The sequence below is a fragment of the Cryobacterium sp. 10I1 genome (assembly GCF_035019805.1).
Taxonomy (GTDB): domain Bacteria; phylum Actinomycetota; class Actinomycetes; order Actinomycetales; family Microbacteriaceae; genus Cryobacterium; species Cryobacterium glucosi.
Map to the genome: position 1 here is coordinate 19,941 of NZ_JASJVF010000001.1, position 26,811 is coordinate 46,751.

20 protein-coding genes and 1 pseudogene are annotated in these 26,811 nt (G+C 61.6%); 12 read left to right on the plus strand and 9 right to left on the minus strand.

What is annotated here, in order from left to right; genetic code table 11:
• Positions 1-15: 15 nt before the first annotated feature.
• Positions 16-312: a hypothetical protein gene (locus tag QN345_RS00115; RefSeq protein ID WP_134564062.1), complete on the minus strand. Its 297-nt coding sequence runs from the start codon at positions 310-312 to the stop codon at positions 16-18.
• Positions 313-796: 484 nt separating this feature from the next.
• On the minus strand, positions 797-1,303 hold the full coding sequence (locus QN345_RS00120) for a hypothetical protein (protein WP_322188356.1): 507 nt from the start codon (positions 1,301-1,303) through the stop codon (positions 797-799).
• 1,104 nt (positions 1,304-2,407) lie between these two features.
• Here QN345_RS00120 and QN345_RS00125 point away from each other — a divergent pair.
• Entirely contained in the window at positions 2,408-2,842 is a 435-nt protein-coding gene (locus QN345_RS00125) for a DUF3846 domain-containing protein (protein ID WP_322188354.1), read from the plus strand.
• 269 nt (positions 2,843-3,111) lie between these two features.
• On the opposite strand, the gene QN345_RS00130 is transcribed toward QN345_RS00125, so the two are convergent.
• Both QN345_RS00130 and QN345_RS00135 read right to left on the minus strand, forming a co-directional pair.
• Positions 3,112-4,035, minus strand: coding sequence for an Ltp family lipoprotein (locus tag QN345_RS00130; RefSeq protein ID WP_322188352.1), 924 nt, complete (start codon positions 4,033-4,035; stop codon positions 3,112-3,114).
• Positions 4,036-4,116: 81 nt separating this feature from the next.
• Positions 4,117-4,644 (minus strand): hypothetical protein, encoded by a 528-nt coding sequence (locus QN345_RS00135; RefSeq protein ID WP_323508273.1) that lies wholly within the window; start codon positions 4,642-4,644, stop codon positions 4,117-4,119.
• A 306-nt stretch (positions 4,645-4,950) separates the two neighbouring features.
• Between QN345_RS00135 and QN345_RS00140 the strand changes: the two genes are divergently transcribed.
• From QN345_RS00140 to QN345_RS00175, 8 genes are all read left to right on the plus strand, one after another.
• A complete protein-coding gene (locus QN345_RS00140) occupies positions 4,951-7,137 on the plus strand; it encodes a hypothetical protein (RefSeq protein ID WP_322188348.1) in 2,187 nt (728 codons plus the stop codon).
• Positions 7,137-8,753 (plus strand): class I SAM-dependent DNA methyltransferase, encoded by a 1,617-nt coding sequence (locus QN345_RS00145; RefSeq protein ID WP_322188346.1) that lies wholly within the window; start codon positions 7,137-7,139, stop codon positions 8,751-8,753. Before QN345_RS00140 ends, QN345_RS00145 begins: the two co-directional genes overlap by 1 nt.
• On the plus strand, positions 8,750-9,946 hold the full coding sequence (locus QN345_RS00150) for a restriction endonuclease subunit S (RefSeq protein WP_322188344.1): 1,197 nt from the start codon (positions 8,750-8,752) through the stop codon (positions 9,944-9,946). The genes QN345_RS00145 and QN345_RS00150 overlap by 4 nt, the downstream gene beginning before the upstream one ends.
• Positions 9,946-13,134: a type I restriction endonuclease subunit R gene (locus QN345_RS00155; protein ID WP_322188342.1), complete on the plus strand. Its 3,189-nt coding sequence runs from the start codon at positions 9,946-9,948 to the stop codon at positions 13,132-13,134. The genes QN345_RS00150 and QN345_RS00155 overlap by 1 nt, the downstream gene beginning before the upstream one ends.
• A gap of 110 nt (positions 13,135-13,244) precedes the next feature.
• Entirely contained in the window at positions 13,245-14,447 is a 1,203-nt protein-coding gene (locus QN345_RS00160; protein WP_322188340.1) for a type II toxin-antitoxin system death-on-curing family toxin, read from the plus strand.
• A gap of 183 nt (positions 14,448-14,630) precedes the next feature.
• Complete coding sequence (locus QN345_RS00165) at positions 14,631-15,140, plus strand: hypothetical protein (protein ID WP_323508274.1); 510 nt, start codon at positions 14,631-14,633, stop codon at positions 15,138-15,140.
• Positions 15,140-18,328: a type I restriction endonuclease subunit R gene (locus tag QN345_RS00170; protein ID WP_322188338.1), complete on the plus strand. Its 3,189-nt coding sequence runs from the start codon at positions 15,140-15,142 to the stop codon at positions 18,326-18,328. Before QN345_RS00165 ends, QN345_RS00170 begins: the two co-directional genes overlap by 1 nt.
• 124 nt (positions 18,329-18,452) lie before the next feature.
• On the plus strand, positions 18,453-19,553 hold the full coding sequence (locus QN345_RS00175) for an IS110 family transposase (protein WP_322188336.1): 1,101 nt from the start codon (positions 18,453-18,455) through the stop codon (positions 19,551-19,553).
• 369 nt (positions 19,554-19,922) lie between these two features.
• Here the strand turns inward: QN345_RS00175 and QN345_RS00180 are convergent, their stop codons facing one another.
• The 5 genes and pseudogenes from QN345_RS00180 to QN345_RS00195 all read right to left on the minus strand — a co-directional run bounded on the left by QN345_RS00180 (position 19,923) and on the right by QN345_RS00195 (position 23,823).
• Entirely contained in the window at positions 19,923-20,357 is a 435-nt protein-coding gene (locus QN345_RS00180) for a hypothetical protein (RefSeq protein WP_322188334.1), read from the minus strand.
• Positions 20,358-20,606: 249 nt separating this feature from the next.
• Positions 20,607-20,855 (minus strand): annotated as a pseudogene (locus tag QN345_RS20475) (DUF3037 domain-containing protein); the annotation flags it as partial.
• The gene (locus tag QN345_RS00185; protein ID WP_322188332.1) at positions 20,803-21,579 is read right to left on the minus strand and encodes a hypothetical protein; all 777 of its coding nucleotides are present in this window, start codon (positions 21,577-21,579) and stop codon (positions 20,803-20,805) included. The gene QN345_RS00185 and the pseudogene QN345_RS20475, both read right to left, overlap by 53 nt.
• A 96-nt stretch (positions 21,580-21,675) precedes the next feature.
• Positions 21,676-22,674, minus strand: coding sequence for a hypothetical protein (locus tag QN345_RS00190; protein WP_322188330.1), 999 nt, complete (start codon positions 22,672-22,674; stop codon positions 21,676-21,678).
• Between the two features lie 342 nt (positions 22,675-23,016).
• On the minus strand, positions 23,017-23,823 hold the full coding sequence (locus tag QN345_RS00195) for an IclR family transcriptional regulator (protein ID WP_322188328.1): 807 nt from the start codon (positions 23,821-23,823) through the stop codon (positions 23,017-23,019).
• A gap of 70 nt (positions 23,824-23,893) precedes the next feature.
• Here QN345_RS00195 and QN345_RS00200 point away from each other — a divergent pair, with 70 nt between their 5' ends.
• From QN345_RS00200 to dgoD, 3 genes are read left to right on the plus strand one after another with little or no spacing between them, the layout of a single operon-like run.
• The gene (locus QN345_RS00200) at positions 23,894-25,012 is read left to right on the plus strand and encodes a 2-dehydro-3-deoxygalactonokinase (protein ID WP_322188326.1); all 1,119 of its coding nucleotides are present in this window, start codon (positions 23,894-23,896) and stop codon (positions 25,010-25,012) included.
• A gap of 2 nt (positions 25,013-25,014) precedes the next feature.
• Positions 25,015-25,665 (plus strand): 2-dehydro-3-deoxy-6-phosphogalactonate aldolase, encoded by a 651-nt coding sequence (locus tag QN345_RS00205; RefSeq protein ID WP_322188324.1) that lies wholly within the window; start codon positions 25,015-25,017, stop codon positions 25,663-25,665.
• Complete coding sequence (gene dgoD, locus QN345_RS00210; protein ID WP_322188322.1) at positions 25,662-26,810, plus strand: galactonate dehydratase; 1,149 nt, start codon at positions 25,662-25,664, stop codon at positions 26,808-26,810. The genes QN345_RS00205 and dgoD overlap by 4 nt, the downstream gene beginning before the upstream one ends.
• Position 26,811 lies beyond the last annotated feature (1 nt).

Consider the following 26,811-nt stretch of genomic DNA (forward strand, 5'->3'; position numbering starts at 1 on the left):
AGGCGGAGCCCGCAGTCAAAAGGGCCGTACGACGGACCAGATACTTGCTACAGCCCCGAGTAACAGACCTGAACCGATGAAGACAAAGTCCCTGATCGCAGCTTGTGGCCGGCCAAGTGCCGCGCGGCTTAGAAAATCGACAAGAACATTCATTTGTCCGAAGGTTGTCCCTTCTCCGTTGGCTGACGTTGGAGCGACCTCGTATGTTCTCGTATCGCCAACAGCAGTGCGATACAGGCCCCACAGGCCAATGGCTGGCAACACGGCGGAGCCAACATAGAGGCCGACGATCGATAAAGTATCCCAAGTCATGATTCGGACTCTATCGGCCCAGCAACTCAAACCGGCCTACAGCTTCGCTATCCCGAAAGTGGATCAACTCCGCTAGAGGCAGCTCCAGCGTCGAATGACGAACCTTGGAAACACTAAGGACGTCCGCTGCATTGTTGAAGCACGGAACGCACTCGTCGCCTCCTCGGTGCCGAGGTCCGAATTGGCGACCTGACTGAGCCCTGGGATGACGCCGGGTATCGAGTCAAGAGGTCACTCCGTCCTACTCCGGCAAGATCATTCAGACCCATGTCGTGTGGACGCTGCATTGCGGCCTCACTCCCGCCCGCGGAGCATCAGTACTCTTGCTCTACAAGCACGAACGCTATGCATGGCGCTGCGGACGCAAAAGCGTGTTCCGACGGGCAATCGCGATCTTTCGGTATAGCCTTCCCCATAGTCAGTCGGCCAAGGCTGTGGGCTGGCTGTCGAGGTCCTTGCTCGCACTCTGCTCCCCGACTTTGAGTCAGCCCATGCAGTGCACGTCGGTTATCTTGAATGACGTTCCGTAGCCAAGATAGTTTTCCAACATCGCGCTTGCGTCACTGGCTGCGGAGAGCGCGCCAGTTATCTTGTTCGTGAACCCAACTGACGACGACCCGTCCATGATGCTTGCGGCGATGTAGACGCCAGAGGCACAAGCGGCAAACGTGTAGATGTAGACCGCCGCGCACGGAACGCTGCCGCAGGTGAAATTCTTGTCGGGCGCGAATCGGAAGTACAAGTCCTTGGATGCGGGGGAATAACCCTGGTCCTTCATCGCGTCGTCTTGCGACTTCTGTGCAGCTGATGCCGTGGCGGCGGCTGCGTTGGCGGCTTGACGAGCCTGGAGTGAGGCCGCGGCTTTGGCGCTGCGCTGGTGGGCAGCTACTTGCGCTTGGTCAACGTCAGACTGGGCGGTCGCGACCTGTGAGGCCGTGTATTGGTTGAAGCCGATGCTCCCTCCGAGTAAGAGGCCCGGTATCAGAATCATCACGGTCGCCCAGGTCGCAGACAGGCCTAATCGCTTTTTCGGCTCCTTTGATCGAGGAGCTTCCTGAACCGAAGTTCGAACTCCTTCGTCCGGCGATATCAATGAGCGTCCCACGTGCTGACCTCGGAGGTCAGCTTGTGAACGAGTTCCATGTTGAGCTGGCTTCGATATCCGTAATACGCGGCTGCGCCTACCAGCAGGGCTGCGATCGTTATGACGATCCAGGGATGCCTGACATGTCGTCGCAACCTCGTCGGCTGACGCGGCGCCTTGAGCTTGGCGCGTGGGTGGGAGCGCACTCCCTCGGCCTCAAGATCCAGCCTTGCGTCCGCAGCAGCTTCGTCTGCCCATAGTTGGTCGCGCATAGGTCGAACATTGAATCGCTCGACATAGTTGACTTCGTATTCGGTAAGGAACCACGGCCAACCAGACTCGGGCCTTGGGTTAAAGCCCCTGACCGGAACCGCCAAAGCTATCTCGGTACCCCGAACGCTGTCGTTCAAGGTTTCGACCCCCCCATTTTCATCGTGCGCCAACTTGCATCCCGGTCCCGCGCTCGTCGCGTGGAGAGCTAGTGCCCCTCTCGACACACTAGCTTCGAAGGTGCATCTCATTCCTGTTTGAGGAGGGTGGGAGCACGAATTGAGCCCATCTTTGGGGTGTTCCCTCCCGGCCTCATCCAGCAGTTGATGGAGACTCCTCGATCCGGACGAATCGTCGGTCGATTCAGCTGAGGCTCGACGACAGCTGCGACCACCTCCACGTCGACGTCGTCTACATAACCGACCCGCTCAATCTGCTCTGAAACGCACAACCCATCGCATGATCCGTTCGCATCGCTCGAGGAAGGAGGCGCTCATGCCCAGGACGAAGGGCCTCATGCCAGTGCTGGGTGGAGCCGCTACGCGGCACTGTGCTGGTGAGGCTTTTTTGACCTTTCCGGCTGTCGACCGTAGCTCGCTCCGTGGCTCCGTGCCCAGATTTTCGGACGCGGTCGCACGCTCCCTTATTTCGCCCCAAATTCTGGGCACTCCACCACTCCCGCTCGCTATCGATTCTCTCGCCGGAAGGCAAAAAAACCAGTCGATCGAGAAGGAGAGACCAATGACCACCACACCCAAGACCCCGCTCCGGGCCCTGCGCATCACCCACGAGCAGATCCAGCACGTCCACATCCAGCCCGACCCCAACAACGTCGAAGCCCTCCAGCGCAGCATCCCCTGCGACTACTTCGACGTCGTCCGCCTCGACGGAGACATCGACCTCTTCGTCGACGACGAAGGCGCCATCAACGGATCCCCACTGAACCTCTACCTCACCATCGTCGCCCACGCCCTCGGCACCCCCGCCGTGCTCTTCGGAACCGGCATCGCCCTCGGCTGCAACCCCAACACCGGTGACACCATCAGCCTTACCGACACCCAGCTCTCCCGCATCAACCGCGTTTTCCAGAGCAAGCCCGACCCGAAGATCGTCGACCGCCTCGCCGAGAGCCTCGCTCCCTTCCCCGCCCTCGTCGCCCTACTCCGCCGCAACTAACGCCCCACGCTAGTCAGGGACTATGCCATTCAACGGTGACCGGTGAATAGCCGGCCGAGTTGCTTCGGCAGGACAGCAGGACACCCCGACGAACGCAATGCTCGTCGGGGTGCCTGGCGTGATGGCTTCCAATCCTTCGGACGAAGTGGGCAGAACCGCAATAGATGAAGCAGCGGCCTGACGCTGCGAGGGATCTGGTAGTGGAATTTGTCTGGACCCGGGACGCGAGGCCCCCGAGAGCGAGCGTCGTCCTCGCGTTGATCGACCGCCTAGCCGTTCAAATGCTGGACAGCGTAGTCAGCTTCATCAGCTGTGAACTTTTCGCCGTAAGCGCTGGAGAGCTGATCACGAATCGCCTCGGGCGACATGGACATTTGATCCTGGTACGACTTCGCCTTGGCGAGAGCGTTCGCGTTCCAGTCGGCCTGGACATTATCCACCGCGTATTGAGCCGCCTCCGGCGGGAATTGCTCGCCAAACTCCGATGTGAGCTGATCGTAGATTCCCGCCTTACTCATATGCATCGTCTTCGAGTAGCTCGTGGCCTTGGCCAACGCGGACTTGTACGCGGCGGGCACCGCAGGAGCCGGAGCAGCCGCAACCGGTACGGCAGGCGCAGGTACGGTCGTCTCCTGGACCGGCGCAGTCGCCTCCACCGGTGCGGGTGGCACGGTTGCAACCGGCGTCGGTGTTGCAGTCGCGAGGGGCGTCGGTGCAGCACTGGCGGTCGGTGCCGCGCTGGGGGCGCTGACGGACACCGTTGTCGCAGACTTGCCCGCGTTGGCCGCGTTGACAGTCGAGGTGATGATCGAGAGCAGGATGCCGGCGGCCGTGATGATCAGGGCGATCTTTCGGTGTTCCCGGTAGCCGACTAGCGAGTGGCCCTGCTTGTCGCGCTGAGCTCCCGCGAGCACAAGGATCAGGTCCACGAGCCACCAGACGCCGAAGCCGCCGAAGGTAACCAGTTTGAGTAGGCCGGTGCCGATCTTGCCGAGGTAGAAGCGGTCGATGCCGAGCCCGCCGAGCAGCCAGGCGAAGAGCCAGGTGACGACGAAGGATTTTCCGGGGGTGGGTGCCGGCGTGTAACCGCCGGGCGTGCCTTGGGTTGTCGGCGCGGCGTAGGTATTGACTGTCTGTTCCTTCTGTCCGGCGGGAACGCCAGCTGGGTTGGTCTGGGGGACGTTGTTGGTCATGGTGTGTTCTCCGGTTCGGTGTGTGTGCTGCTGACAAATGTGAGTGGGACTGAGTTGGACAGGGATAGGAATGCGAGGCTGCTACTTCGCGACGACCTCGATCACGATGTCGAGGCCGTTGTCCGGGTGATATCCCCACGACGCGGAGTAGTCCTTCCAGCTCGCGGTCTGGCGGCCGTCGAGAGCGCGGGTGCTATCGATGCGGCTGATCATGCTGTCGGGGGCTTCGAGCTGGGTGAATATGCAGGAGAGGTCGGTCATCTTGGCACCTGTGGACTTGGCGCCGGTGCTCTTCATCGAGATGCTCTGTCCTTTGTCGCCGACGGTGATCGACGCGTTCCCCGTGACGTGGCAGGCCGTGGCGGCATCCGTCATCGGCGTGGTCGCCGCGAGCGTGCTGATATTGCTGGCGAGCAACCCGATGCCGACGGTGCCGAGAACGCCGACAAATAGTCCGAGCCCAATGCCGGCGGCCCCGAGACGGAGCTCTCGTTTGGTGAAGGCCGATGCCGACGTGAGTGCCGGATGTTCCTCACGCGGGGCGCCCGTTACTGGGTCGCCACTGGCCATTGTCGATTCCGGTGTCGCGTGTTCATCGTCTATGTGCATGTTGGGCCCTCGTGTCGGTGTCATGGTGGGGGTAGTGCTGCGAGTAATTGGTCGTTGTTCGGCTGGCGTCTCAAGGTGGGGAGTGGGTTGCAGGCGCCGAGCGGTTGTTCCCCCTGGTGCTCGCCCGGCGCCTGCCTACGCCGAATCCTTCGGGTGAATCGGGCGCAAAGCCAAGGTAGAGCCGGGTATCGGACGCTATGGAACGAGAGTGTGATAAAGGGGGTTATCACTAATCCGACTCTTCAGTACGAATTGTGGCCTAGCCTGAACTCACGCCAACAACGGACGATGAAGGGGGAATCGCACATGAGCATCGCCGAACCGGCACTTATGGTGTCGATGTCCGACATCGCAGCGCTCGCCCGCGTGCAGCGCCCCGTCGTCTCGGTCTGGCGCAGCCGGTCCGCGCTGACGGACACGCCATTCCCGGCCCCTGCTGCCGTGCGAAATGGTCGCGAGTTGTTCGACGCCCACGCGGTCGGGACCTGGCTGCACGATACCGGCCACGGCAACAATCCCCAGGCGTCAGCGGATGCCGCTGCGCACGCGGTCCTGGACGGTCAGACTCACACCCAGGCCGATACCTTCCGCAAGGTAACGGCACTCCTCGCCCTCCGCAGTGTGATCGGTCGGTCTCTGGGTGTGCTGACGGGTTCAGACCTCGTCGATGCCGCCGATGAACACGACCCCGACGATGACGCGTTCTACCGTGAGATCGAGGCGATCGGCGCGGAATGCGCTGGCCTCGTCGGCTATGTCGACGCGCTAGTCGAGGCTGCATATGGCGAGGCCGAAGCATTCGAGCGGCTCCTCGCGGATCGGTTCAAACGCGAGCCCCAGGGCGCTAGCGATACGACCCTGAACGACCTGGGCCTAGACCTGATTGCTCGCACCGCCCTCGCCCTCGCCGCAACCCAGCCCAGCGAGCCAGCGTTTGTCGACGCGACCGGCGGCGCAAGCGACGTGCTCCTTGCCATCGCCCGCACTGAATCCGCCTCTGGCGACGTGACCGTTCTCACTGCGAACGACGACAGCGACACCGCGCGGCTGGTGCGCCGACGCCTGCTCGTGCACCGCATCGCCCGGGACGGGCTTGAGATTCAACCGTCGGGAGCCTTCTCCGTGACCGGCCGCGCCGTGCATGTCGCCCAGCTGCCCTCGGCGAACGAGCCCCGCATGAGTGCAACCGACATGCTCTCCGCGGTCGAACAGATCGTGCTGCAGATGGACGATGACCAGCTCGCCGTGATCCTGGCGCCGAGCGCCGTGCTGAGCGACTCCGGCCTCGCCCGTGACACCGACGCCGTGCGGTCGTCCCTGCTGCGCTCCGGACGCGTGCGGGCCATCGTGCGGCTCCCCGCTGGGCTCCTCACTTACAAACCGCAGCAGGTGCAGACCCTCTGGGTACTGGGTGCCGCCCACGCCCGCGTCCCACTGGCCGATCGCTGGACCATGGTCGCCGACCTCTCAGCCCAACGACTCAATCCAACAGCCATCGAGGACCTGGTCAGCGACCTCGTCGCATCCCTCGGCGACCGTGTCACCGTGCGCGCCCACGCGTTCCGCTTCGCCCGCCTCGTGCTCACCCGCACCCTGCTCGCGAGCCGCGACTCCCTTGTTGCCGGCGCGCACATTGCTGCATGCGCGGCGAGCAGCACGCGGGGTACAGAACTGGCCGTGCGCGTCGACGAGCTCCTTCGTGCTCTTAACGACCCGGCATCTGAAGTGCCGCCGGTCGGAGAGGCGACGACCGCCTCGGATACGCCCGTCCGCTCCGTCGGCCTCGCGATCACGCTCCCACCAATCAGCGCCGACAACGCCGCCAGCTCCGTAGCGCAGCCAACGACTGCATCAGTCGAGCAACTACTCGCAGGGCGGCATCTCCGCTACTTCCCGGGCAACCGCATCGATGGCGCTGATCTCAACGAGACGCCTCGAGGCGACGCCGGCGCTCCGGCCACAGGCACTCGCTCAACGGGCATCCGTGTGATCGGTCTGGCAGAAGTCCGTGGCGAGGCTGCCGTTGGGGACCGTCGGATCGACCCATTGCTTTTCGCCACCGACTATCCCGCCGGCCGTGTGACGGAACCAGGCGACGTGATCTTCTGCACGGCCCCGACCCCCGCCGCCATCGTGGACGAGAACGGCACCTCCGCTGTTCTCTTCCCCGCCCGGATCCTGCGCATCAACCCCGGCAACCCGAACGGGCTACTCAGCGCGGTACTCGCCGCCGACATCGCAGCGCTTGCCGCAGGAGACAGGCGCTGGCGACGGTGGCCGCTACGCCAGATACCAGACGCGCAGGGCGCTGCCCTCGCCCGCATCCTTGCCTCGCTACGGTTGGAGCAGGAACACGCACGGCGACGCCTCGCGCAGCTCGACGAACTCGCCGGCCTGCTAATGGCCGGTGTCACCGCCGGCACCCTCACCCTTTCTCAGGCCGCTGGCCTACAGAACTCATCATCATTCGCTCCACCGGAAGGAACCCCCTAGTGCCACCGAAGGTCAAAGTCACCGCGCTGCCGTCGACAATGAAAGAGCTCAAGGACACCCTGTGGAAAGCCGCAGACAAACTTCGCGGCTCCATGGATGCCTCGCAGTACAAGGACGTCATCCTTGGCCTCGTCTTTCTTAAGTACGTCTCCGACGCTTTCGATGAGCGCCGCGAGCAGATCCGCTCCGAGCTGGAGGCCGATGGCCAAAACGACGACCAGATCGGCCAACTAATCGACGATGTCGATGAGTACACCGGTCGGGGCGTGTTCTGGGTCGGCGCCCGCGCCCGATGGAGCTACCTCGCCGAGAACGCGAAGGGCCTGCCAGCCATCCCAGGAGAGACACCGAAGTTGATCGGACTACTCATCGACGAGGCGATGGACCTGATTTCCTCCGACAATCCCACTCTCGCCGGGTCGCTCCCGCGCATTTACAACCGTGACAACGTCGACCAACGGCGGCTCGGTGAACTTCTCGACCTGCTCAACTCCGCTCGCTTCACTGGCCACGGTGCCTCCAAGGCCCGTGACATCCTCGGCGAGGTATATGAATACTTCCTAGAGAAGTTTGCACACGCCGAGGGCAAGCGCGGTGGTGAGTTCTACACGCCTGCCGGCGTGGTCCGAGTGCTCGTCGAGGTGCTCGAACCCACCCACGGTCGAGTGTACGACCCGTGTTGCGGATCGGGCGGCATGTTCGTGCAGACCGAGAAGTTCCTCGAGTCGCACAACAAAGAGGGCTCCAACATCTCCGTCTACGGGCAGGAGCTGAATGAGCGCACTTGGCGGATGGCCAAGATGAACCTCGCCATCCACGGTTTGAACGGTAACCTCGCCAGCCGTTGGGGCGATACCTTTGCCCGCGACCAGCACCCCGAGCTTCAGGCCGATTTCATCCTCGCCAACCCGCCCTTCAACATCAAGGACTGGGCGCGGAGCGAGAGCGACCCGCGCTGGAAGTACGGCGTCCCCCCGGCCGGAAACGCGAACTACGCCTGGATTCAGCACATCATCTCGAAGCTCGCCTCCGGCGGTAGCGCCGGCGTCGTAATGGCGAATGGATCGATGACGTCGAACTCCGGGGGCGAGGGTGACATACGCTCTCAGCTAGTCGAGGCAGACCTCGTCTCCTGCATGATAGCGCTGCCCACTCAGCTGTTCCGCAGCACGCAAATCCCGGTCTGCACCTGGTTCTTCGCCAAGGACAAGGCGGCCGGAAAGCACGGCAGCATCGACCGCACTGGTCAAGTGCTCTTCATCGATGCGCGCAACCTGGGTGACATGGTCGACAGGGCAGAGCGTGCACTTTCGAGCGCGGACATCGCGAGAATTGCTGGCACCTTCCACTCGTGGCGCGGCACGACATCGGAAACGGAGATTTCGCTCGCGTACGAAGACCAGCCGGGCTTCGCGTACTCCGCGTCTTTAGCCGAGATCAAAGATGCGGACTATGCGCTCACTCCTGGCCGATACGTCGGTGCTGCGGAGGTTGAGGGCGACGGGGAGCCGATCAAAGAGAAAATTGCGCGGCTCAGTGCCGAGCTCTTCGCGCAATTCGACGAGTCGGAGCGGTTGGGTGTTGTCGTGCGCGAACAGTTGGGGCGCGTTTCATGACGAAGGAAATCGTCTTCAACGAGCTCTTGGATTACCCCCTGCGCAGCGGTGTCACGGTTGCGGCCGCAAGTCGCGGTTCAGGCATCAAAATGCTCAACATGGGCGAGCTTTTCAGATTCCCCCGAATTCCAAACGTTGAGATGGCGCGTGTGAATCTCACAGGATTCAATGCGCAACGGAGCTTGCTCAAGCGCCATGACCTCATGTTTGCGCGCCGTTCCCTGACGCTCGAAGGTGCGGGAAAGTGCAGCATCGTTGAGCAGGTCCACGAACCGACTACGTGGGAGAGCTCCATCATTCGTGCTCGATTGGACCCCTCGATTGCCGATGCGCGCTTCTATTTCTATTACTTCAACTCTCCATCTGGCCGTCGGCAAATGGAAACGATTGTGGAGCAGGTGGCAGCAGCAGGTATTCGCCTAACCGAGCTGGGGAAGCTCACGGTACCATTCCCCACACTTCATGCGCAGCGAGCAATCGCCGATGTCCTTGGAGCGATCGACGACAAGGTCACTTCTAATTCAAGCGTTGGAGACGCGGCCTTCAGCCTCGCGGGCGCCCTATACGACCAGGCAGTGGCCGGTGTCCCCGTGCGCGCAATGGGCCAGGTATTGAACCCAATCCTTGGGGGTACTCCGGCGAGAGCCAACCTTGAATTCTGGGAGGGTTCACATTTCTGGGCGTCCGCCAAAGATGTCACGGGGGCGAGCTGCGGAGTGATCATCGATACTGACGAAAGGATCTCAGACAGTGCGATTACGACCACCAAAGCGAAGCCCCTCCCTGCGGGTAGTGTGATCCTCACGGCGCGTGGGACGGTCGGAGCAGTTGCCAGGCTAGCCAAACCTTCTTCCTTCAACCAGTCATGCTACGGGTTTGCGCCGGGAAGGCTCCCCGCGGGAGTTCTCTATTTCTCGATCCTTCGTGCGACCGCACGCGCGAAAGCATTTGCGCACGGATCGGTCTTCGACACCATCACGATGAAGACTTTCGATCACTTGCATCTTCCAGACTTGGACGCAGCAGGAGCGTCTCGCATCGAGGCGGTCGTGACACCGCTCTTAGACTCGGTGACTGCCGCTGTGATTCAGAACAGTGTGCTCGTCGCAACCCGCGACGCACTCCTCCCGCAGTTCATGTCTGGCAAGCTTCGGGTGAGGGATGCAGAGAAAGTACTTGAGGGGGTGCTCTGATGGCGGGGTTTTCGGAGGCGGAGTGGGAGCAGGTGGCTCTCGAGCTGCTCAGCGAACCGCTGGGTTGGCAACCGACGGTGGGTGAGCAGATCGCGCCGGGTAGCGGGGAGCGGGACAGCTGGGATGAGTTGCTCATCCGCCCGAGACTGTTGGACGCGCTCCGCCGGCTGAATCCGGCAGTTCCGGGGGAGTACCTGCTGCAGGCGCTCGCCGAGATCGCCTCGCCCAAGTCGCAGGACGCAATCACTGAGAACCAGCGCATCCATGAATACCTGATCGACGGGTTCCGACTGAGCTACATCGGTGACGATGGCATGGAGGTGAGTCCGAGCATCCGTCTGGTCAGTGCCGAACCGTCGGAGAACGACTGGCTCGCGGTGAACCAGGTCACGCTCATCCACGGCGACTTCAAACGGCGCTTCGATCTCGTGATGTACTGCAACGGCATGCCGATGAGCATCGTGGAGCTCAAGAAAGCCGGCAGCGAAACTGCCGATGTCGCCGCGGCGCACGCCCAGCTGCAAACCTACCTGCGCGAGTTCCCGATGGCCTACCGGTTCTGCGTGTTCACGCTTGCCAGCGACGGGATTCTCGCCAAGTACGGCACGCCATTCACACCGCTCAACCACTTCTCGCCGTGGAACGTCGACGACGACGGCATCCCGGTGAAGCCGGGTGACACGAACGACTGGGACGCGACCACCGGCATGGAGATAGCGCTGCTGGGCTTGTATAACCAGGAGCGGTTCCTGCAGCTGTTGCGTTCCTTCACCGCTTTTGATGAGGGGGCTGATGGCCTGGCCAAGCGCATCGCCAAACCTCACCAGTATTTCGCCGTAACGAAGGCCGTGGGCAGCACGGTGCAGGCGGTGGAGAGCAACGGCAAGGCCGGCGTGGTGTGGCACACACAGGGCTCGGGTAAGTCGATGGAGATGGAGCTCTACACCAACCTGGTGTCGCGGCATCCGATGCTCAGAAACCCTACAGTCGTGGTAATCACCGACCGCAACGAACTCGACGGGCAGCTATACGAGACGTTTGCGGCAAGCCTGTTGCTGCCGGAGAAGCCCCGGCAGATCAAGCGCCGCAGTGAACTGCGGGACGAACTCAGCAACCGCACGACTGGTGGCATCTACTTCACCACGCTGCAGAAATTCGGCCGCAGCGAGGCTGAGAAGCAGGCTGGTGCGGAGCATCCGCTGCTTTCGGACCGACGCAACATCATCGTGGTCGTCGACGAGGCGCACCGCAGCCACTATGACGACCTAGACGGATATGCTCGCCACTTGCGCGACGCCCTACCGCACGCCACCCTCATCGCCTTCACAGGCACGCCCATCTCGTTCGACGACCGCAATACCCGCGAGGTTTTCGGTGAGTACATCGACATCTATGACCTCTCCCGTGCCGTCGATGACGGCGCCACCGTGCCGGTGTATTTCGAGCCGCGTCTGATCAAGGTGACCTTGGCAACGGCCGTCACGGACGAGATTCTCGACAAAGCCGCAGATGAAGCCACCGTGGGACTCGATGACACCGAACGGGCGCGGATCGAAGCATCCGTCGCTGTTGTAAACGCCGTCTACGGCGCACCGGAGCGAATCGCCGCCCTCGCCGAGGACATCGTGGCGCACTGGGAGAACCGGCGCGCGCAGATGACCAAGTTCATCGAGTCGCCCGGCAAGTCCATGATCGTGGGTGGTACGCGCGAGATCTGCGCGAACCTGTACTCAGCGATCGTGGCGCTTCGACCCGACTGGCACGCCGACGACCTCGACAAGGGCGTCATCAAGGTCATCTATTCGGGCACGGCATCCGACAAGCCGCCCGTCATCGACCACGTGCGCCGCGATTCAGCGAATGCCGTTATCAAAGCACGACTCAAAGACGTCGACGATGAGCTACAGCTGGTGATCGTGAAAGACATGATGCTCACCGGCTACGATTCACCGCCGTTGCACACGCTGTACCTGGACCGGCCGCTGAAGGGCGCGCTGCTGATGCAGACTCTCGCCCGGGTGAACCGCACGTTCCGCGGCAAGGAAGATGGGCTGCTCGTCGCCTATGCGCCGCTGGCCGACAACCTGGCCAAGGCCCTGGGCGAGTACACGAAGACCGATCAGGACCGGAAGCCCATCGGGCGCGATATCGACGATGCCATCGTGCTCACGGTGTCCCTCGTCGACACGCTGCGGGAGATGCTGACCGGGTACGACTGGAATGCCGATCTCGCTAAGGCTGGCCCCAAGCGCTACCTGCACGCAGTGACCGGGTCGGTAAACTACCTGCGTGATCCGGCGACGCCGGGCAACCAGGTCGAGGAGGGTGTTGAGAATCTTGCGGCCGCGTATAGGCGCTATTCGGGGCAGCTCTCACGGGCGTGGGCGCTTTGCTCGGGTTCCGGATCGCAAGAGCTCGAGGAACGTCGGCCTGAAATCCAACTCTACGAAGAGGTCCGGGTATGGATGGCCAAGTTCGACGCCGCCGACCGACAGGCCAGGGGAGAGCCTGTGCCCGAGGATGTTCAGCGTCTGCTCGGTGAGCTGATCGCATCCGCCACGTCATCGGGCGGTGTTCTCGACATTTACGAGGCCGCAGGCATGCCAAAGCCGACCCTCGACGACCTTAGCCCTGCGTTTATCGCTAAGACGCAGCAGGCCCGCAACCCGCAGCTCGCAATCGAGGCGCTACGGAAGCTGCTCACTGAGGAGTCCGCGCGCTCCACACGCCATAACCTCGTGCGCCAGCGCGCCTTCTCGGACCGGATCTCCGAACTGATGAGCAAGTACACGAACCAGCAGCTGACATCCGCGGAAATCATCGCCGAGCTCGTTGCCCTGGCCCGTGAGGTCGCAGCAGAGGCGAACCGCGGGGCCGAATTCGCTCCTCCGCTGAGCCACGACGAGCTCGCGTTCTACGACGCCGTCGCGCAGAACGAGTCGGCCGTCGCAGTGCACGGCGAGGGGGTGTTGGCGGAGATCGCCCGGGAGCTGGTTGCCGTGATGCGCCGTGACGTGCGTACCGACTGGACCGTACGCGACGACGTCCGCGCGAAGCTGCGTTCGTCGATTAAACGTTTGCTAGTGAAGTACGGGTATCCGCCAGACCGTCAACCCGTCGCCATCAAGCTCGTGATGGAGCAGATGGAGTCCATGGCACCGCGGTACAGCGAAGAGCGAGCGGCCTAGCTTGGACGATATTTAGCGTTGGCCCGCAGTACGTTAACGCGCTCGGGAATTTCGGGGGGCATGTCGACTTTCGCCGTGCAAGTCACCTAATACCAAAAAGTGGGGGAGAAGTGGCAAGAAAAAACTGGTCCGTAGCGAGTCTTGTGGAAGAAAGCGGCCTCGATGTTGAACAGGTCCTTGTCGCCTTATGGGGTGAGGGGATCAACTACGTTGATGAGTCCTCGACACGTCTCCGACCTGAGGATTCCAAGCGGGCCGAAGTCGCCGTCGGAATTGCTGGTTCCCGTCGTCGACGAGTTTCTTACTGGGAGTACGAGCTGGCCATGTCAAGGTCGGAGATTTCAGCGCTCCTCCTGGAGACTGGATACACGCTTCACGAGCAGGCCCGCAACATCCCAAAGGGGGCCATCAAGCGCCTCGAGCACATACAAGACCTGCGCGCAACTGCGTCATCGACGAACGAGACCCAAGAAGCTCTCCCGGCTGCTCCTCCATTCGAATGGGCCTCTGTTGGCACCCGTCGAGCGGTGTTGTGTCTCGAATCCCACGAGGTCCGAGACATTCACGCGGAGCTGGAGCAGGATTTTCTTCTCACTGACGATCCCATCTATCCCCCGGGTATCCGATACGAGGACCTTCTGGAGAGTGCTGTTGAACGCCAGAACGCAGGCTACGGTGGCGAGCGTAAGTACACTTCCCTGTCTGCAACTGCGGCGGCCTTGCTTCACTCCCTGGTGCAGAATCATCCGTTTCATAACGGAAACAAGCGCACGGCGTTGGTCGCCATGCTCGTCATTCTCGACCGAAACGGTGTGGTCCTGGAATCGAATCAGGACGACTTATTTCGTTGGATGGTGCAGGTGGCAGCTCACGATCTCCTACCCTCGGGCCTTGAGTATGACCAGAAAGCCGAACGTGAAACCTATGCAATCAGCGAGTGGATTCAGAAGAATAGTCGCCCCATCAGGAGGGACGAGCGCACCGTAACGTGGCGCACCCTGCAGCGGATCCTCAGAGGCTATGGATGTGAAATTCGACAAGTGCGGGGGGAGAAACTGGAAATCTCTAGGGCGGTGGAAGTTCGACGGCGTGGCCTATTTAGATCAAGGAAGATGGAACTTCTGGCAACCCATTTTGTCAGCACGGGCGATGGGCGAGACGTGCCGCGAGGCCAGTTGAAACGAATACGCGATGATCTGAAATTGAATGACGAAAACGGAATTGACTCCGAGAACTTCTATTCGCGTGACCGTGAGCCTGATTATTTCATTGCTGAATACTCGAAACTCCTGCGGAGGCTTGCACGAGTTTGACTGTATCGGGGAGTACGTCGTTGCGCTCGTGCGGCAAGGTGAGGCCGAAGTTACCACTTGATCTGGTTCTGAACCCAGAGACGAACGGCAGGCGGCCTGAGAACTGATCCTCACAAATCAGGAGTCAATCAAACCGACAGCAGTCCCGACTCACTTGACGATCAAACAGTTGACCATTTCAGTTTGCCCGCCTTCGACGGCGGAGCCATGCCGGCGCCGGATTCAGCCAGTGACATCAAGAGCGCCAAATTCCGACTCGATCGACCGGTCGTATTGCTCTCAAAGTTGAACCCACGTTTCCCACGGGCGTGGAATGTTGAGTCAGTCGGCGACCGGCCTGCCTTGGCCTCCACTGAGTTCCTGGTCTTGGAACCAGTGAATTCGAATACGGCTGCGCTCTGGGCTGCTATTTCGCAGCCTGAATTTTCAATCGCGCTTGACGCAAAGGTTTCTGGGACTTCAGGGAGCCATCAGCGTGTTAAACCGAACGACGCGCTAAACACGTTGATTATCGATCCGCGCCTAATCAGTCGCGAACGTAGCGAACTAGTCACCAATCTCGTCAGTCTCGCGGGGAGAGCGCGCAGAGAGAGCCGCACCCTCACCGCAACCCGCGACGCGCTCCTCCCGCAGTTCATGTCTGGCAAGCTTCGGGTGAGGGATGCAGAGAAAGTACTTGAGGGGGTGCTCTGATGGCGGGATTTTCAGAAGCAGAGTGGGAGCAGGTGGCGCTCGAGCTGCTCAGCGAACCGCTGGGCTGGCAGCCGATGGCGGGCGAGCAGATTGCGCCGGGCAGCGGGGAGCGGGACAGCTGGGATGAGCTGCTCATCCGGCCGCGGCTGCTCGACGCGCTGCGGCGGCTGAACCCGACCGTTCCGGGGGAGTACCTGGTGCAGGCGCTCGCCGAGATCGCCTCGCCCAAGTCGCAGGACGCGATCACCGAGAACCAGCGCATCCACGACTACCTGATCGAGGGGTTCCGCCTCAGCTACATCGGTGACGACGGCACCGAGGTGAATCCGAGCATCCGTCTGGTCAGTGCCGAACCGTCGGAGAACGACTGGCTCGCGGTGAATCAGGTCACGCTCGTCCGTGGCGACTACAAGCGGCGCTTCGACTTGGTGCTCTACTGCAACGGCATGCCCGTGAGCGTCATCGAGCTGAAGAAGGCCGGCAGCGAGACGGCCGATGTCGCCGCGGCGCACGCCCAGCTGCAGACGTACCTGCGGGAGTTCCCGATGGCGTTCCGGTTCTGCGTCTTCACGCTCGCCAGCGACGGGATCCTCGCCAAGTACGGCACCCCGTTCACACCACTCAACCACTTCTCGCCGTGGAACGTCGATGACGACGGCACCCCGGTGAAGCCCGGTGACACGAACGACTGGAATGCGACCACCGGAATGGAGATCGCGTTGCTCGGCCTGTACAACCAGGAACGGTTCCTACAGCTTATGCGCTCCTTCACCGCGTTCGACGAGGGAGCCGACGGCCTCGCCAAGCGGATCGCCAAACCGCACCAGTACTTCGCCGTCACCAAGGCCGTCGGCAGCACCGCGCAGGCGGTGGAGAGCAACGGCAAGGCCGGTGTGGTCTGGCACACCCAGGGCTCGGGCAAGTCGATGGAGATGGAGCTCTACACCAACCTGGTGTCGCGGCACCCGAAGCTGAAGAACCCCACGGTCGTGGTGATCACCGACCGCAACGAGCTCGACGGGCAGCTCTACGAGACGTTCGCGGCCAGCCTGCTGCTGCCGGAGAAGCCGCGGCAGATCAAGCGCCGTAGCGAGCTGCGCGACGAGCTCAGCAACCGCGCCACGGGCGGCATCTACTTCACCACACTGCAGAAGTTCGGGCGCAGCGAGGCCGAGAAGCAGGCCGGCGCGGAGCATCCGCTGCTCTCCGACCGGCGCAACATCATCGTGGTCGTCGACGAAGCGCACCGCAGCCACTACGACGACCTCGACGGCTACGCCCGCCACCTGCGCGACGCCCTGCCGCACGCCACCCTGATCGCATTCACCGGCACGCCTATCTCCTTCGACGACCGCAACACCCGCGACGTGTTCGGCGAGTACATCGACATCTACGACCTGTCCCGCGCCGTCGACGACGGTGCCACGGTGCCGGTCTACTTCGAGCCGCGCCTGATCAAGGTGAACCTGGCAACGGATGTCACGGAAGAGATCCTCGACGAGGCCGCGGACGAAGCCACCGTGGGGCTGGACGACACCGAACGGGCGCGGATCGAGGCCTCCGTCGCCGTGGTCAACGCCGTGTACGGCGCCCCGGACCGCATCGCCGCACTCGCCGAGGACATCGTGGAGCACTGGGAGAACCGGCGCGGTCAGATGAACAAGTTCATCGAGGCGCCCGGCAAAGCAATGATCGTGGGCGGCACGCGCGAGATCTGCGCGAACCTATACTCGGCGATCGTGGCGCTGCGCCCGGACTGGCACTCCGACGACCTCGACAAGGGCGTCATCAAGGTCGTCTATTCGGGCACCGCGTCGGACAAGCCGCCGGTGATCGACCACGTGCGCCGCACCTCGGCCAACGCCGTGGTCAAAGCCCGACTCAAGGACGTCGACGACGAACTGCAGCTGGTGATCGTGAAAGACATGATGCTCACCGGCTACGACTCGCCGCCGCTGCACACGCTCTACTTGGACCGGCCGCTCAAGGGCGCTCTGCTCATGCAGACGCTCGCGCGGGTGAACCGCCCGTTCCGCGGCAAGGAGGACGGTCTGCTCGTGGCGTATGCGCCGCTCGCCGACAACCTGGCCAAGGCGCTCGGCGAGTACACGAAGACCGACCAGGAGAGCAAGCCCATCGGGCGCGACGTCGATGACGCCATCGTGCTGACCCTGTCGCTGGTCGACATACTGCGCGCGATGCTCGCCGGGTACGACTGGAAGGCGGAGCTCGCCAAGGGCGGGCCGAAGCGCTACCTGAACGCGGTGACCGGTTCGGTCAACTTCCTGAGGGATCCGGCGACGCCGGGCAGCCAGGTGGCCGAGGGCGAGGAGACCCTGGCGGCCGCGTATCGGCGCTACTCGGGCCAGCTGTCCCGGGCCTGGGCGCTGTGCTCGGGTGCCGGGTCGCAGGAGCTCGAGGAGCGTCGGCCGGAGATCCAGCTGTACGAAGAGGCCCGGGTGTGGATGGCCAAGTTCGACGCCTCCGACCGTCAGGCCCGGGGGGAGCCGGTGCCCGAGGATGTGCAACGCCTGCTCGGCGAGCTGATCGCTTCCGCGACGTCAGCGGGCGGGGTGCTCGACATCTACGAGGCGGCCGGGATGCCGAAGCCGTCGCTTTACGATCTCAGCCCGGGGTTCATGGCCAAGACGCAGCAGGCGCGTAACCCGCAGCTTGCGATCGAGGCGCTGCGCAAGCTGCTGACCGATGAGGCGGTGCGCACGACGCGCAACAACCTGGTGCGCCAGCGCGCCTTCTCAGACCGAATCTCCGAGCTGATGAACAAGTACACGAACCAGCAGCTCACCTCGGCCGAGGTAATCGCGGAACTCGTCGCCCTGGCACGTGAGGTCGCCGCCGAGGCCAACCGCGGCGCCGGCTTCGCGCCGCCGCTGAACCACGACGAGCTCGCGTTCTACGACGCCGTGGCGCAGAACGAGTCGGCCGTCGAAGTTCAGGGCGAGGGGGTGCTGGCCGAGATCGCCCGCGAGCTCGTTGCGGTGATGCGACGCGACGTGCGTACCGACTGGACTGTGCGCGACGACGTTCGCGCGAAGTTGCGTTCCTCGATCAAGCGTCTGCTCGTAAAATACGGCTATCCACCGGACCGCCAGCCCGTGGCCATCAAGCTCGTGATGGAGCAGATGGAGTCCATGGCCCCGCGCTACAGCGAAGAGCGAGCGGCATAGTGGACACCGACAATTGCATGGGTATCTAGACGATATGAGTGTGTTCAGCTCTTGAGGCTGGGGCCTCCGTTCAAGTAGACGTGGGTTACCAGCCTTGGAGGGTTGGCCTATCCACAGTTGAACTTTGGAGGCCCCAGTGAGTATCTCTCGTAATTTCATTGGCTTGGATGTCCATGCCCGCAGTGTCGTAGCTTTCGCAATCGACGAGGAGACAGGTGAGGTTTTGCGGCGTCGCTTCGGCGGCGATCTGCTCGAAGTCGTGGCGTGGGTTCGGTCGTTGCCGGGCCCGCAGACGGCGACGTATGAGGCCGGCCCGACCGGTTTCGGTTTGTTCCGGCAGCTCTCTGAAGCGGGAGTGACGTGCGTGGTCGCAGCGCCGTCGAAGCTGCAACGTCCAACGGGTGACCGGGTGAAAACGGATGCGCGTGACGCCGAGCACCTGGCTCGGCTGCTGCGGATGGACGAGATCACCGCGGTGCGGGTTCCCTCGGTCGAGGAAGAAACCGCTCGTGATCTCGTGCGCTCCCGAGAAGACACCCGACAGGACCTGATGGGCGCCCGGCACCGGCTGTCGAAACTGCTCCTGCGACACGGATTCGTCTATGCCGACGGCGCAGCGTGGACGCAGAAACACGATGCTTGGCTGAGATCCCACCGCGGCGGTGACCTCGCGTTCACGACCGCGTTCGACGCGAACTATGAAGCCGTGATCCAGACCTCCGCCAGGCGAGACCGTCTCGACAAGGCCATCAACGCGATGGCTGCGGACTCACAGTTCACACCATTGGTGAACCGGCTTGGTTGTTTGCGTGGCATCGGCCCGTTGACGGGTTTCGCGTTGGCTGTTGAAATCACCGACTGGCACCGCTTCACCGGCAACACCATCGGATCCTTCCTCGGGTTGGTGCCGGCCGAGTATTCCTCGGGCCAGTCCCGTCAGTTGGGCGGGATCACCAAGACCGGCAACTCCCACGCCCGAAGGCTGCTCGTCGAGGCAGCATGGCAGCATCGCCGCGATTACCGCCCAGGAAAACAGTCCGTGATGCAGGCCAGGTGGGACAGAGCGCCTGTCGAGGCGCGCCTCCGCGGCCAGGCCGGCAACGAACGGTTATATCGCCAATGGGCGTCATTCACGATGAGGAAGAAGCGGCCCGTGATCGCGAACGTCGCCATCGCTCGAGAACTCGCCGGCTGGTGCTGGTCCCTCGCCGTCATGGACGGATAAGCCCCTCAAGACCGGCTGATCGCCCCGGCCGGAGCGACCGGCAAGCATGTGGAGTGACCCGCTTTTCAACTATGAGCAGCACGACATTCAGGTCGTGCGACGCCCGACCCTAGACCTGCGGCACCACTCCCGCCGAACACTTCGCCCTGCGGTAACCAACCCGCGCATATCAGTCTGACCATGCGTCGATAAGACACGCTCGACGCTCCGGCCCCGGCGACCAGCCCCGCAGCACCCGAGACTCAACTCTCTCGGATCGTGGCCGGCGGAAGCGGGGAAAAAGCACCCCCGCAGCCACCAACCACAACCCGAACGGCCATCATCACGGGCGCCGCTCAAACACGCCCTCTTGACAAAAAACCGCACATATCAGTTGACAGAAACTAGATCGTCTTCCCGTGCCGAGTTAAGAAACTCGTCAAGTGTTCTAAAAGTCACATGGTTGATTTCCCAAGCCTCAATAGCGGCCTCAAATATGTCTGTGCGCCATTGGCGGTCGGATTGAGACCGCAGCGGGTCGTAGATGACTTCGACCGGAGTGTCTGGAGCTAGCGCGAGTTCTCTATTGCCCGCGATGCGCAAGGAAGCACCATCCTGGCGCAGACGGCTGACGAGGAAATTCCAGGACTGAATCTCGCGTTCCAGCGGCTCCAAAGTCGCCACATTGAACGCCCAGACGTTAGTGACGCGCTCGACTAACCGCTGGGTGCGGACGACATCGAACGATCCACGTTGCTTCCCGATGATCGCTTGAGGTTGAACAAACAAGTCGTGACCAAGTCTGAAACCCATCTCGTGAACCATGGTGTCTCGAACCTCGGCCCTTAGGGAACGCCTATTCACAGTTCGTTGGCGCCGAGAACTTTCGCGCTCGACCAGATGAGGAAAGAGGAGAGCAACCCCTTCTCGCCCGGACGACACGTCAATCGGTGCTCTCGACGAGAACTGCACGGAGTTTGCCTGCCGCGACCGAAGGTGCTCGATCCAACCGCTGCCGACGACCATGTCATTGGCGGATAGCGACGAACGGCCAGGAGACTCGACTGTTCGCCTAAACCATGTAATCCACGAAGTTAACTCACTCAAATCATTGCTTAGCGTCCCGTGATTCTTTACCGAGTGCCTGTCGAATTCCACCGCCCAGTCGCCGCCGTCGCGTCCGCACACAACGCCTATGTTGGTGAACTCGCCGCGCGCGACATTTGGGACATATCGAATCACCCAATACTGGTACTCCACAGGTCGCCTCCTAGTCGTAGCTTGAGTTCTTAGCTGCCGTCGCCAGACGTTTGGCGACACCATCGGTACGTAAATAAAGCATGTCCGCCAGGATGGAAAGGTCCGACGAGGGAATTCCCCATTCTATGGGCACTGACTGCGTAACGCTACGGATCGCATCCCGATCCAGTGCATCTACGGCCGTGGCTGCGTCTCGGAGAGCTGCGGCGGACGCGACGCTGGGGTCAAGATCGTATTGCCACGGACTCGTTCTAACTCTTTTGAGTGATTCGCTTGACCAATCTCCATCGCCTCCCAACCAGAATCCATGATCGAAGGTCCAGATCGAGTAGTCATCCGATGTGTCATGGAGCCATTGAGGGTCGCCGCCCATGCAAAGGTCCCAGAGCGCAAACACTTGCGCTTGCCGGGCACGGTTGTTGTCACGCGCCGAGTACGTAGTCCATTCGTCTGAAACGATTACCGAATCGACATTCAATGATCCGTGTCCGATGCCGCCGGTCAGTTTGTGCTGCGGGGTGAACCACCAATTCAGGGAATTCATCGAAATGGGGATGTTCACCAAGGCGGTCCGGCACACTGGGGCGCCGATCAAGGCCCCAATCCCGTGCACGACGACCTCAGCAGCAAGCGTGCGTACGCCCTGCGGGTTATTTGGGGCTTTGATCCAATACTGATTCCCATCGGAGGCCAACCCTAGAAAGGTTCCAGATCCCGACTCGGTGGTTTGGAGTGGCGCAACGAGCGTGACCAATTGGAGGTTTTGATTATCCGAGGGCGTTGCCACTCGCTCAGCATATCGACGGACGATGCTTCACTAGACCAACCCTTCGTCGGATATCGACGCTTCCAACTCTTAGTCGACTCTTCCACTCATAGCGGTTTACCATCGATGCGGTGAATCAGCGCTATGGCGTTCTGGGGAGCAGAGCCGTTCCTCACGGTCGCTCTTCGCCCGCCCGTGCAGTTCGGTGTAGCTCATAAAGGGCGGCTCGGATGCGTCTTCCGGCTGAGCCCATGCCGACTTGGACCGGTGCCCGTACAGGCGCAGTGCTGCCTCTAGCGTCTCAACCCCGAGTCGGAGGACGATAGCTATGGCTGCAGCTGAGGACGATTGGCGTACGTGGGCCGACTCATCCGCTTCGTCCACGATCGCTTCGCTGCGTTCCATAGATACGATGAAGGCCCATTGCTTTCCGTGACTCAACCCGGAGAGCAGTTGCCACCATGCGATGAGCGTCATGCGACTCACGGTCGGTGTCGACGGGTCAGACGCCATGATGGCATCCGCGTTCTCTACCAGGTCGCTGTATTTCAGCCTTGCGAACCGAAAAGCTAGGGGCTCACCGAGGCTAGGCCGCGTGGCGATAAGCTCCTTAATCTCACTTTTCGCACGTTCGTGAAGCGAACTGTTCGGATTGCCCATCGACGCCGCGAACGTGTCCTGATATTTCGCGTCTTCCACCGCCGTCAAATAGCTCCGGCGAAGGCGTTCGTCTCGATCATTTGGATCGAGTAAATAGATCGCGAGAGCTGCGCTTTCAGTGGCCGCTCGAAGCACCGGATACAGCCCGGACATGGGCAGCTTCCCCGTGCCGGCAATAACGGGCTCAAGAACTGCCTGCACCGTCATGAGCGCGTCGACCGCGGCTTGCATCGCAGCGACGTGCAGGCTGCCAGTGCGCCAGGTACCCAAGTAGCGATCGTCAAGCCGAAGGCTGGAGCGGTCTTCTACGACCTGCACATATATTCCATCGAGCTTCGCCTTGGCCGCCGCGATCCGAACGAAGGTGAGCTGCCAGAGGGTGACGGCCACCTGCTCAGAATCGGGCGCGATCGAGCGGTTGAACGGAAAGCCGTTTGGTCCCTGAGAGGTGGTCATAGCTGACCTTAGGTCAAATGCAACGACGAGGTGTGTCATCGCGGCAGAAATAGGAACTGGGCTGTTGCGGCCGAGAAGAGGTCGTCAGGTGATGGTGTGCTGACCTGCGTTTCGTCGCGGAATCTGTGGCGCGCAGTCATCGACATCGGCCTCACTAACGACGATGACCGCAAGCAGGAAGACGTTGGAGCAACAGGCGACGCACGGCTGGACGCGGTGTGGTGGCCCAGGCTGCGGCCGCACCTAGTGTGGCATCCACTCCGACCACCGGTGGGTCGTGCATGGAATGTGGGGACGTGGGCGAATGGCGGCCGAGACTATCCGACGATCAGGACGCGAAGCTCACGCTGGATCAGCGTGGAAGGTTCGTCCCGCGTAGCCGAGCTTCCTTGATATCGCGAGAGCGGTTTGTTGCATCACGGGTTGAAGAGCCTTCATCCTCTCAGCTGGCATATAGGGGGTGATGGCCGAGATGCTGATGGCTGCGACGACGGCACCGCTTCCGTTGTGCACAGGTGCCGCAACACAGCGAATTCCTGGTTCATTCTCTTCTAGGTCGAGTGTTGAACCTTGTTTCGCGTACTTGGACATGCGGGTCAGGAAGAGCTTGCGAACGTCATTTGGAGTATTGAGCCCGTGGTGCTCTTGGTCGAACACGGCTTCCCAGCGGTGCGGTTCGTCCAGGAGGAGCGCTTTCCCGATGCCTGTTTGACTCAGAGGCATCCGGTAGCCAATGCGCGAGCGCATTTCCGCGCCGCGCGAGCCCGAGATCTTGTCAACATAGAGAACCTGTCCTTCTTCCTCGATGGCCAGGTGAATGGTATCGAGGTACTTCTTGGACAGGAGTTCCAAGAAGGGGCGGGCAACGGTGGATGCCGGGCTTTGGTACAGCGCCTGGAATCCGAGTTCGATGAGTGTCGGCCCAAGAGAATAGTCGGCGCCGTGAGTACTGCGCAGATACCCGAACTGTTCCAAGAGTTGGACGAGACGGTGAGCGGTGCTTCGGCCTATGCCTGTCGCCAGACACACGGATTTCAAATCGGTGGCGCCAGTCGCCACTGCGCGCACTATTTCTAGACCGCGGGAGAGTGTTTGCGTTCCTGGCGGGCGGGATTCGACGTTGTTGGACGTTTGCACCGGGTCGGTCATCTTTGCTCCCGCTGCTCGCAGACCGAGCGACTATTTCGCATACGCATGATCCCAGTATATGAGACGACGTTTGAATTATTGGGATGATCCCGTCAGTCTTGTTGTGCGGGCAGGGATGCACATTCCCCTCAGCGAATCAGCAGGGAACCAAGAGTCGATGACGAATCAAAGCCGAGCCCGATTGATAGCACTGGACTGGGGGACCAGCTCGCTCAGAGCGTATCTGTTGGGAGATTTCGGAATTGTGTTGTCCGAGCGCCGGCAAAGTTCCGGTGTTCTGGCCGTGACGTCAGATGCGAATCGGGCGGGAACAGATCATGCGCAGGCTTTTGAACACTGCTTCGAGGCGCTCTGCGGCGATTGGCTCATGCTTTGGCCGGACGTTCCCGTCATTGCCTGCGGCATGGTCGGGAGCAATCAGGGCTGGGCCGAGACCCCGTATCGCAAGCTGCCTTCTGATCTTGCCACCGTGGGAATCCTGACTCCCGTTCCAACGAAGCGACACGTCATGGTTCACATCATTCCCGGGCTAATCGTTGATTCAGATTTTCCTGACGTTATTCGCGGCGAAGAAACACAGGTACTTGGGGCATTGATGAGCGCCCCTCAGCTCAACGCTCATCAGCGCGACGAGCGGATCGTTTTGTTGCCGGGGACCCATTCCAAGTGGGTGCGGGTTTCGGGAACGACCGTGACCGCCTTCACGACTTACATGACCGGCGAGTTCTTTTCACTGCTCGCGACTAAGAGCACTTTGTCCCTTCAAGCTGTCCGATCGCAGAAGCCCGATTGGAAGGCTTTCGCCCGGGGCCTCGAGGTCGCTGCGGCTCCGAACGGTGGAATCTTGATGACGGCCTTCTTGGCTCGCACGCTCGTCATGACTGGCAAGTTGCACCCGACCCAGGTTGAGGATTATCTCTCAGGCCTGTTGATTGGTACCGAAATCGCCGGCATTCGAGCATCCTGGCTCGGCGAATTCTCCGGCGAGATCCTCCTGTGCGGTGAGCCCGACCTCAACGACCGATATCGGCGAGCACTCAAGAGGTTCGGATTGCAGGTGGCACACGAGACGACTACTGCGGCTGTGGCAGGGATGTGGCACGCCGCCACTGCGGCCGGGCTCCTCTCCGAGACCAGGATCCTGCCCTCCCAACCCTTCCAGCAACATCCTTCAATTTCGAAAGGCTGAGCGTGAAATCCACAATCGAAACACCCATGAATTACCCAGGTCTCATCGCGATTCTTCGGGGTCTGACGACGGAGGAGGCCCCTGAGGTCGGCCAGTGCCTGTACGACGCGGGCTTCCGGTCCCTTGAGGTGCCGTTCAACTCGCCCGACCCTCTCGCAACGATCACTGCCCTGCGCGAGCTGCTTCCACTGGATTGCCTAGTGGGTGCTGGAACTGTCCTCACTGTGGATCAGGTCCGTCAATGCCACGACGCCGGGGGTCAGATCATCGTCTCACCCAATACCAACACCGCTGTGATTGCAGAAACCGTGCGTCTAGGGATGCAGAGTTTCCCCGGAGCAGCCACGCCCAGCGACGCCTTCGCTGCTATCGGCGCCGGCGCGAAGAACGTCAAGATCTTCCCCTCCGAACAGGTCGGGATCAACGGGCTCAAAGCCTGGACTGCAGTCGTTCCCAAAGAAATCCATTTAATTCCTGTTGGCGGCATTGAAGCAACCAACATCGGAATCTGGATGGCAGCCGGCGCAACCGGTTTTGGAATCGGCTCGTCACTGTACAAACCAGGCATCGCTATCGAGGACCTCCGACAGCGTGCCATCGCCATGATTGCAGCCTGGAAATCGGCACTCGCCTCGACAAGGAAGTCAGCATGAAAATCACCAAACTCACCACCTACTCGGTACCACCGCGCTGGCTCTTCCTGAAGATTGAGACGGACGAGGGCATCGTCGGTTGGGGTGAACCCGTGCTCGAGGGGCGGGCGGCAACTGTGGCCGCAGCGGTTGAAGAACTCTCCGACTACGTGATCGGCAAGGACCCCCGCAATATCGAAGACATCTGGACTGTGCTCTACCGTGCCGGCTTCTATCGTGGAGGCGGAATCCACATGAGCGCCCTCGCCGGAATCGACCAGGCGCTGTGGGACATCAAAGGCAAAGCGCTCGGCGTCCCGGTACACGAACTGCTCGGTGGGAAGGTCCGCGACAAGATTCGCGTGTATTCCTGGATCGGCGGCGATCGTCCCTCCGATACGGCCAAGGCGGCCAAGGACGCCGTCGACCGCGGTTTCACAGCGGTAAAGATGAACGGCACCGAAGAGCTGCAGTTCATCGATACCTGGGACAAAGTGGAAAAGTGCATCGCGAACGTTACCGCGGTGCGTGAAGCTGTCGGCAAGAACGTCGGCATTGGTGTCGACTTTCATGGTCGCGTCCACAAGCCGATGGCGAAGGTGCTGATCAAGGAGCTCGAGCCCTACAAGCTGATGTTCATCGAGGAGCCTGTCCTCAGTGAGAACGTCAGCAGCCTCCTGGACGTCATGAGGAACACTCCCACACCTATTGCACTAGGCGAAAGGCTCTTCTCCCGGTGGGACTTCAAAGACATCATCGCCAGCGGGGCTGTAGACATCATCCAGCCCGACCCGTCGCACTGCGGTGGCATCACCGAAGTTCGTAAGATCGCCGCAATGGCAGAAGCCTACGACGTCGCCGTCGCGCTGCATTGCCCACTCGGACCGATCGCCCTCGCCGCTTGTCTCCAGGTAGATGCCAATGTCTACAATGCCTTCATCCAAGAGCAAAGCCTGGGTATTCATTACAACAAGTCCAATGATCTGCTCGACTATGTGGTCGATCCTGGCGTCTTCGCCTACAACGACGGTATGGTCGCCATCCCGAACGGACCCGGCCTAGGCATCGAGGTCAACGAAGAGTATGTCCTCGAGCGCGCCCAGGAAGGTGCCCGCTGGCGCAACCCAGTTTGGCGTCACACCGACGGTTCATTTGCGGAGTGGTGAC

Coding starts and splice junctions, on each gene's coding strand:
- QN345_RS00125 (WP_322188354.1), top strand. CDS start 2,408: ATGACCACCACACCCAAGACCCCGCTCCGGGCCCTGCGCATCACCCAC.
- QN345_RS00195 (WP_322188328.1), bottom strand. CDS start 23,823: ATGACCGACCCGGTGCAAACGTCCAACAACGTCGAATCCCGCCCGCCA.
- QN345_RS00130 (WP_322188352.1), bottom strand. CDS start 4,035: ATGACCAACAACGTCCCCCAGACCAACCCAGCTGGCGTTCCCGCCGGA.
- QN345_RS00155 (WP_322188342.1), top strand. CDS start 9,946: ATGGCGGGGTTTTCGGAGGCGGAGTGGGAGCAGGTGGCTCTCGAGCTG.
- QN345_RS00190 (WP_322188330.1), bottom strand. CDS start 22,674: ATGACCACCTCTCAGGGACCAAACGGCTTTCCGTTCAACCGCTCGATC.
- QN345_RS00140 (WP_322188348.1), top strand. CDS start 4,951: ATGAGCATCGCCGAACCGGCACTTATGGTGTCGATGTCCGACATCGCA.
- QN345_RS00115 (WP_134564062.1), bottom strand. CDS start 312: ATGACTTGGGATACTTTATCGATCGTCGGCCTCTATGTTGGCTCCGCC.
- QN345_RS00170 (WP_322188338.1), top strand. CDS start 15,140: ATGGCGGGATTTTCAGAAGCAGAGTGGGAGCAGGTGGCGCTCGAGCTG.
- QN345_RS00120 (WP_322188356.1), bottom strand. CDS start 1,303: ATGATTCTGATACCGGGCCTCTTACTCGGAGGGAGCATCGGCTTCAAC.
- QN345_RS00180 (WP_322188334.1), bottom strand. CDS start 20,357: ATGGTTCACGAGATGGGTTTCAGACTTGGTCACGACTTGTTTGTTCAA.
- QN345_RS00150 (WP_322188344.1), top strand. CDS start 8,750: ATGACGAAGGAAATCGTCTTCAACGAGCTCTTGGATTACCCCCTGCGC.
- dgoD (WP_322188322.1), top strand. CDS start 25,662: ATGAAAATCACCAAACTCACCACCTACTCGGTACCACCGCGCTGGCTC.
- QN345_RS00135 (WP_323508273.1), bottom strand. CDS start 4,644: ATGCACATAGACGATGAACACGCGACACCGGAATCGACAATGGCCAGT.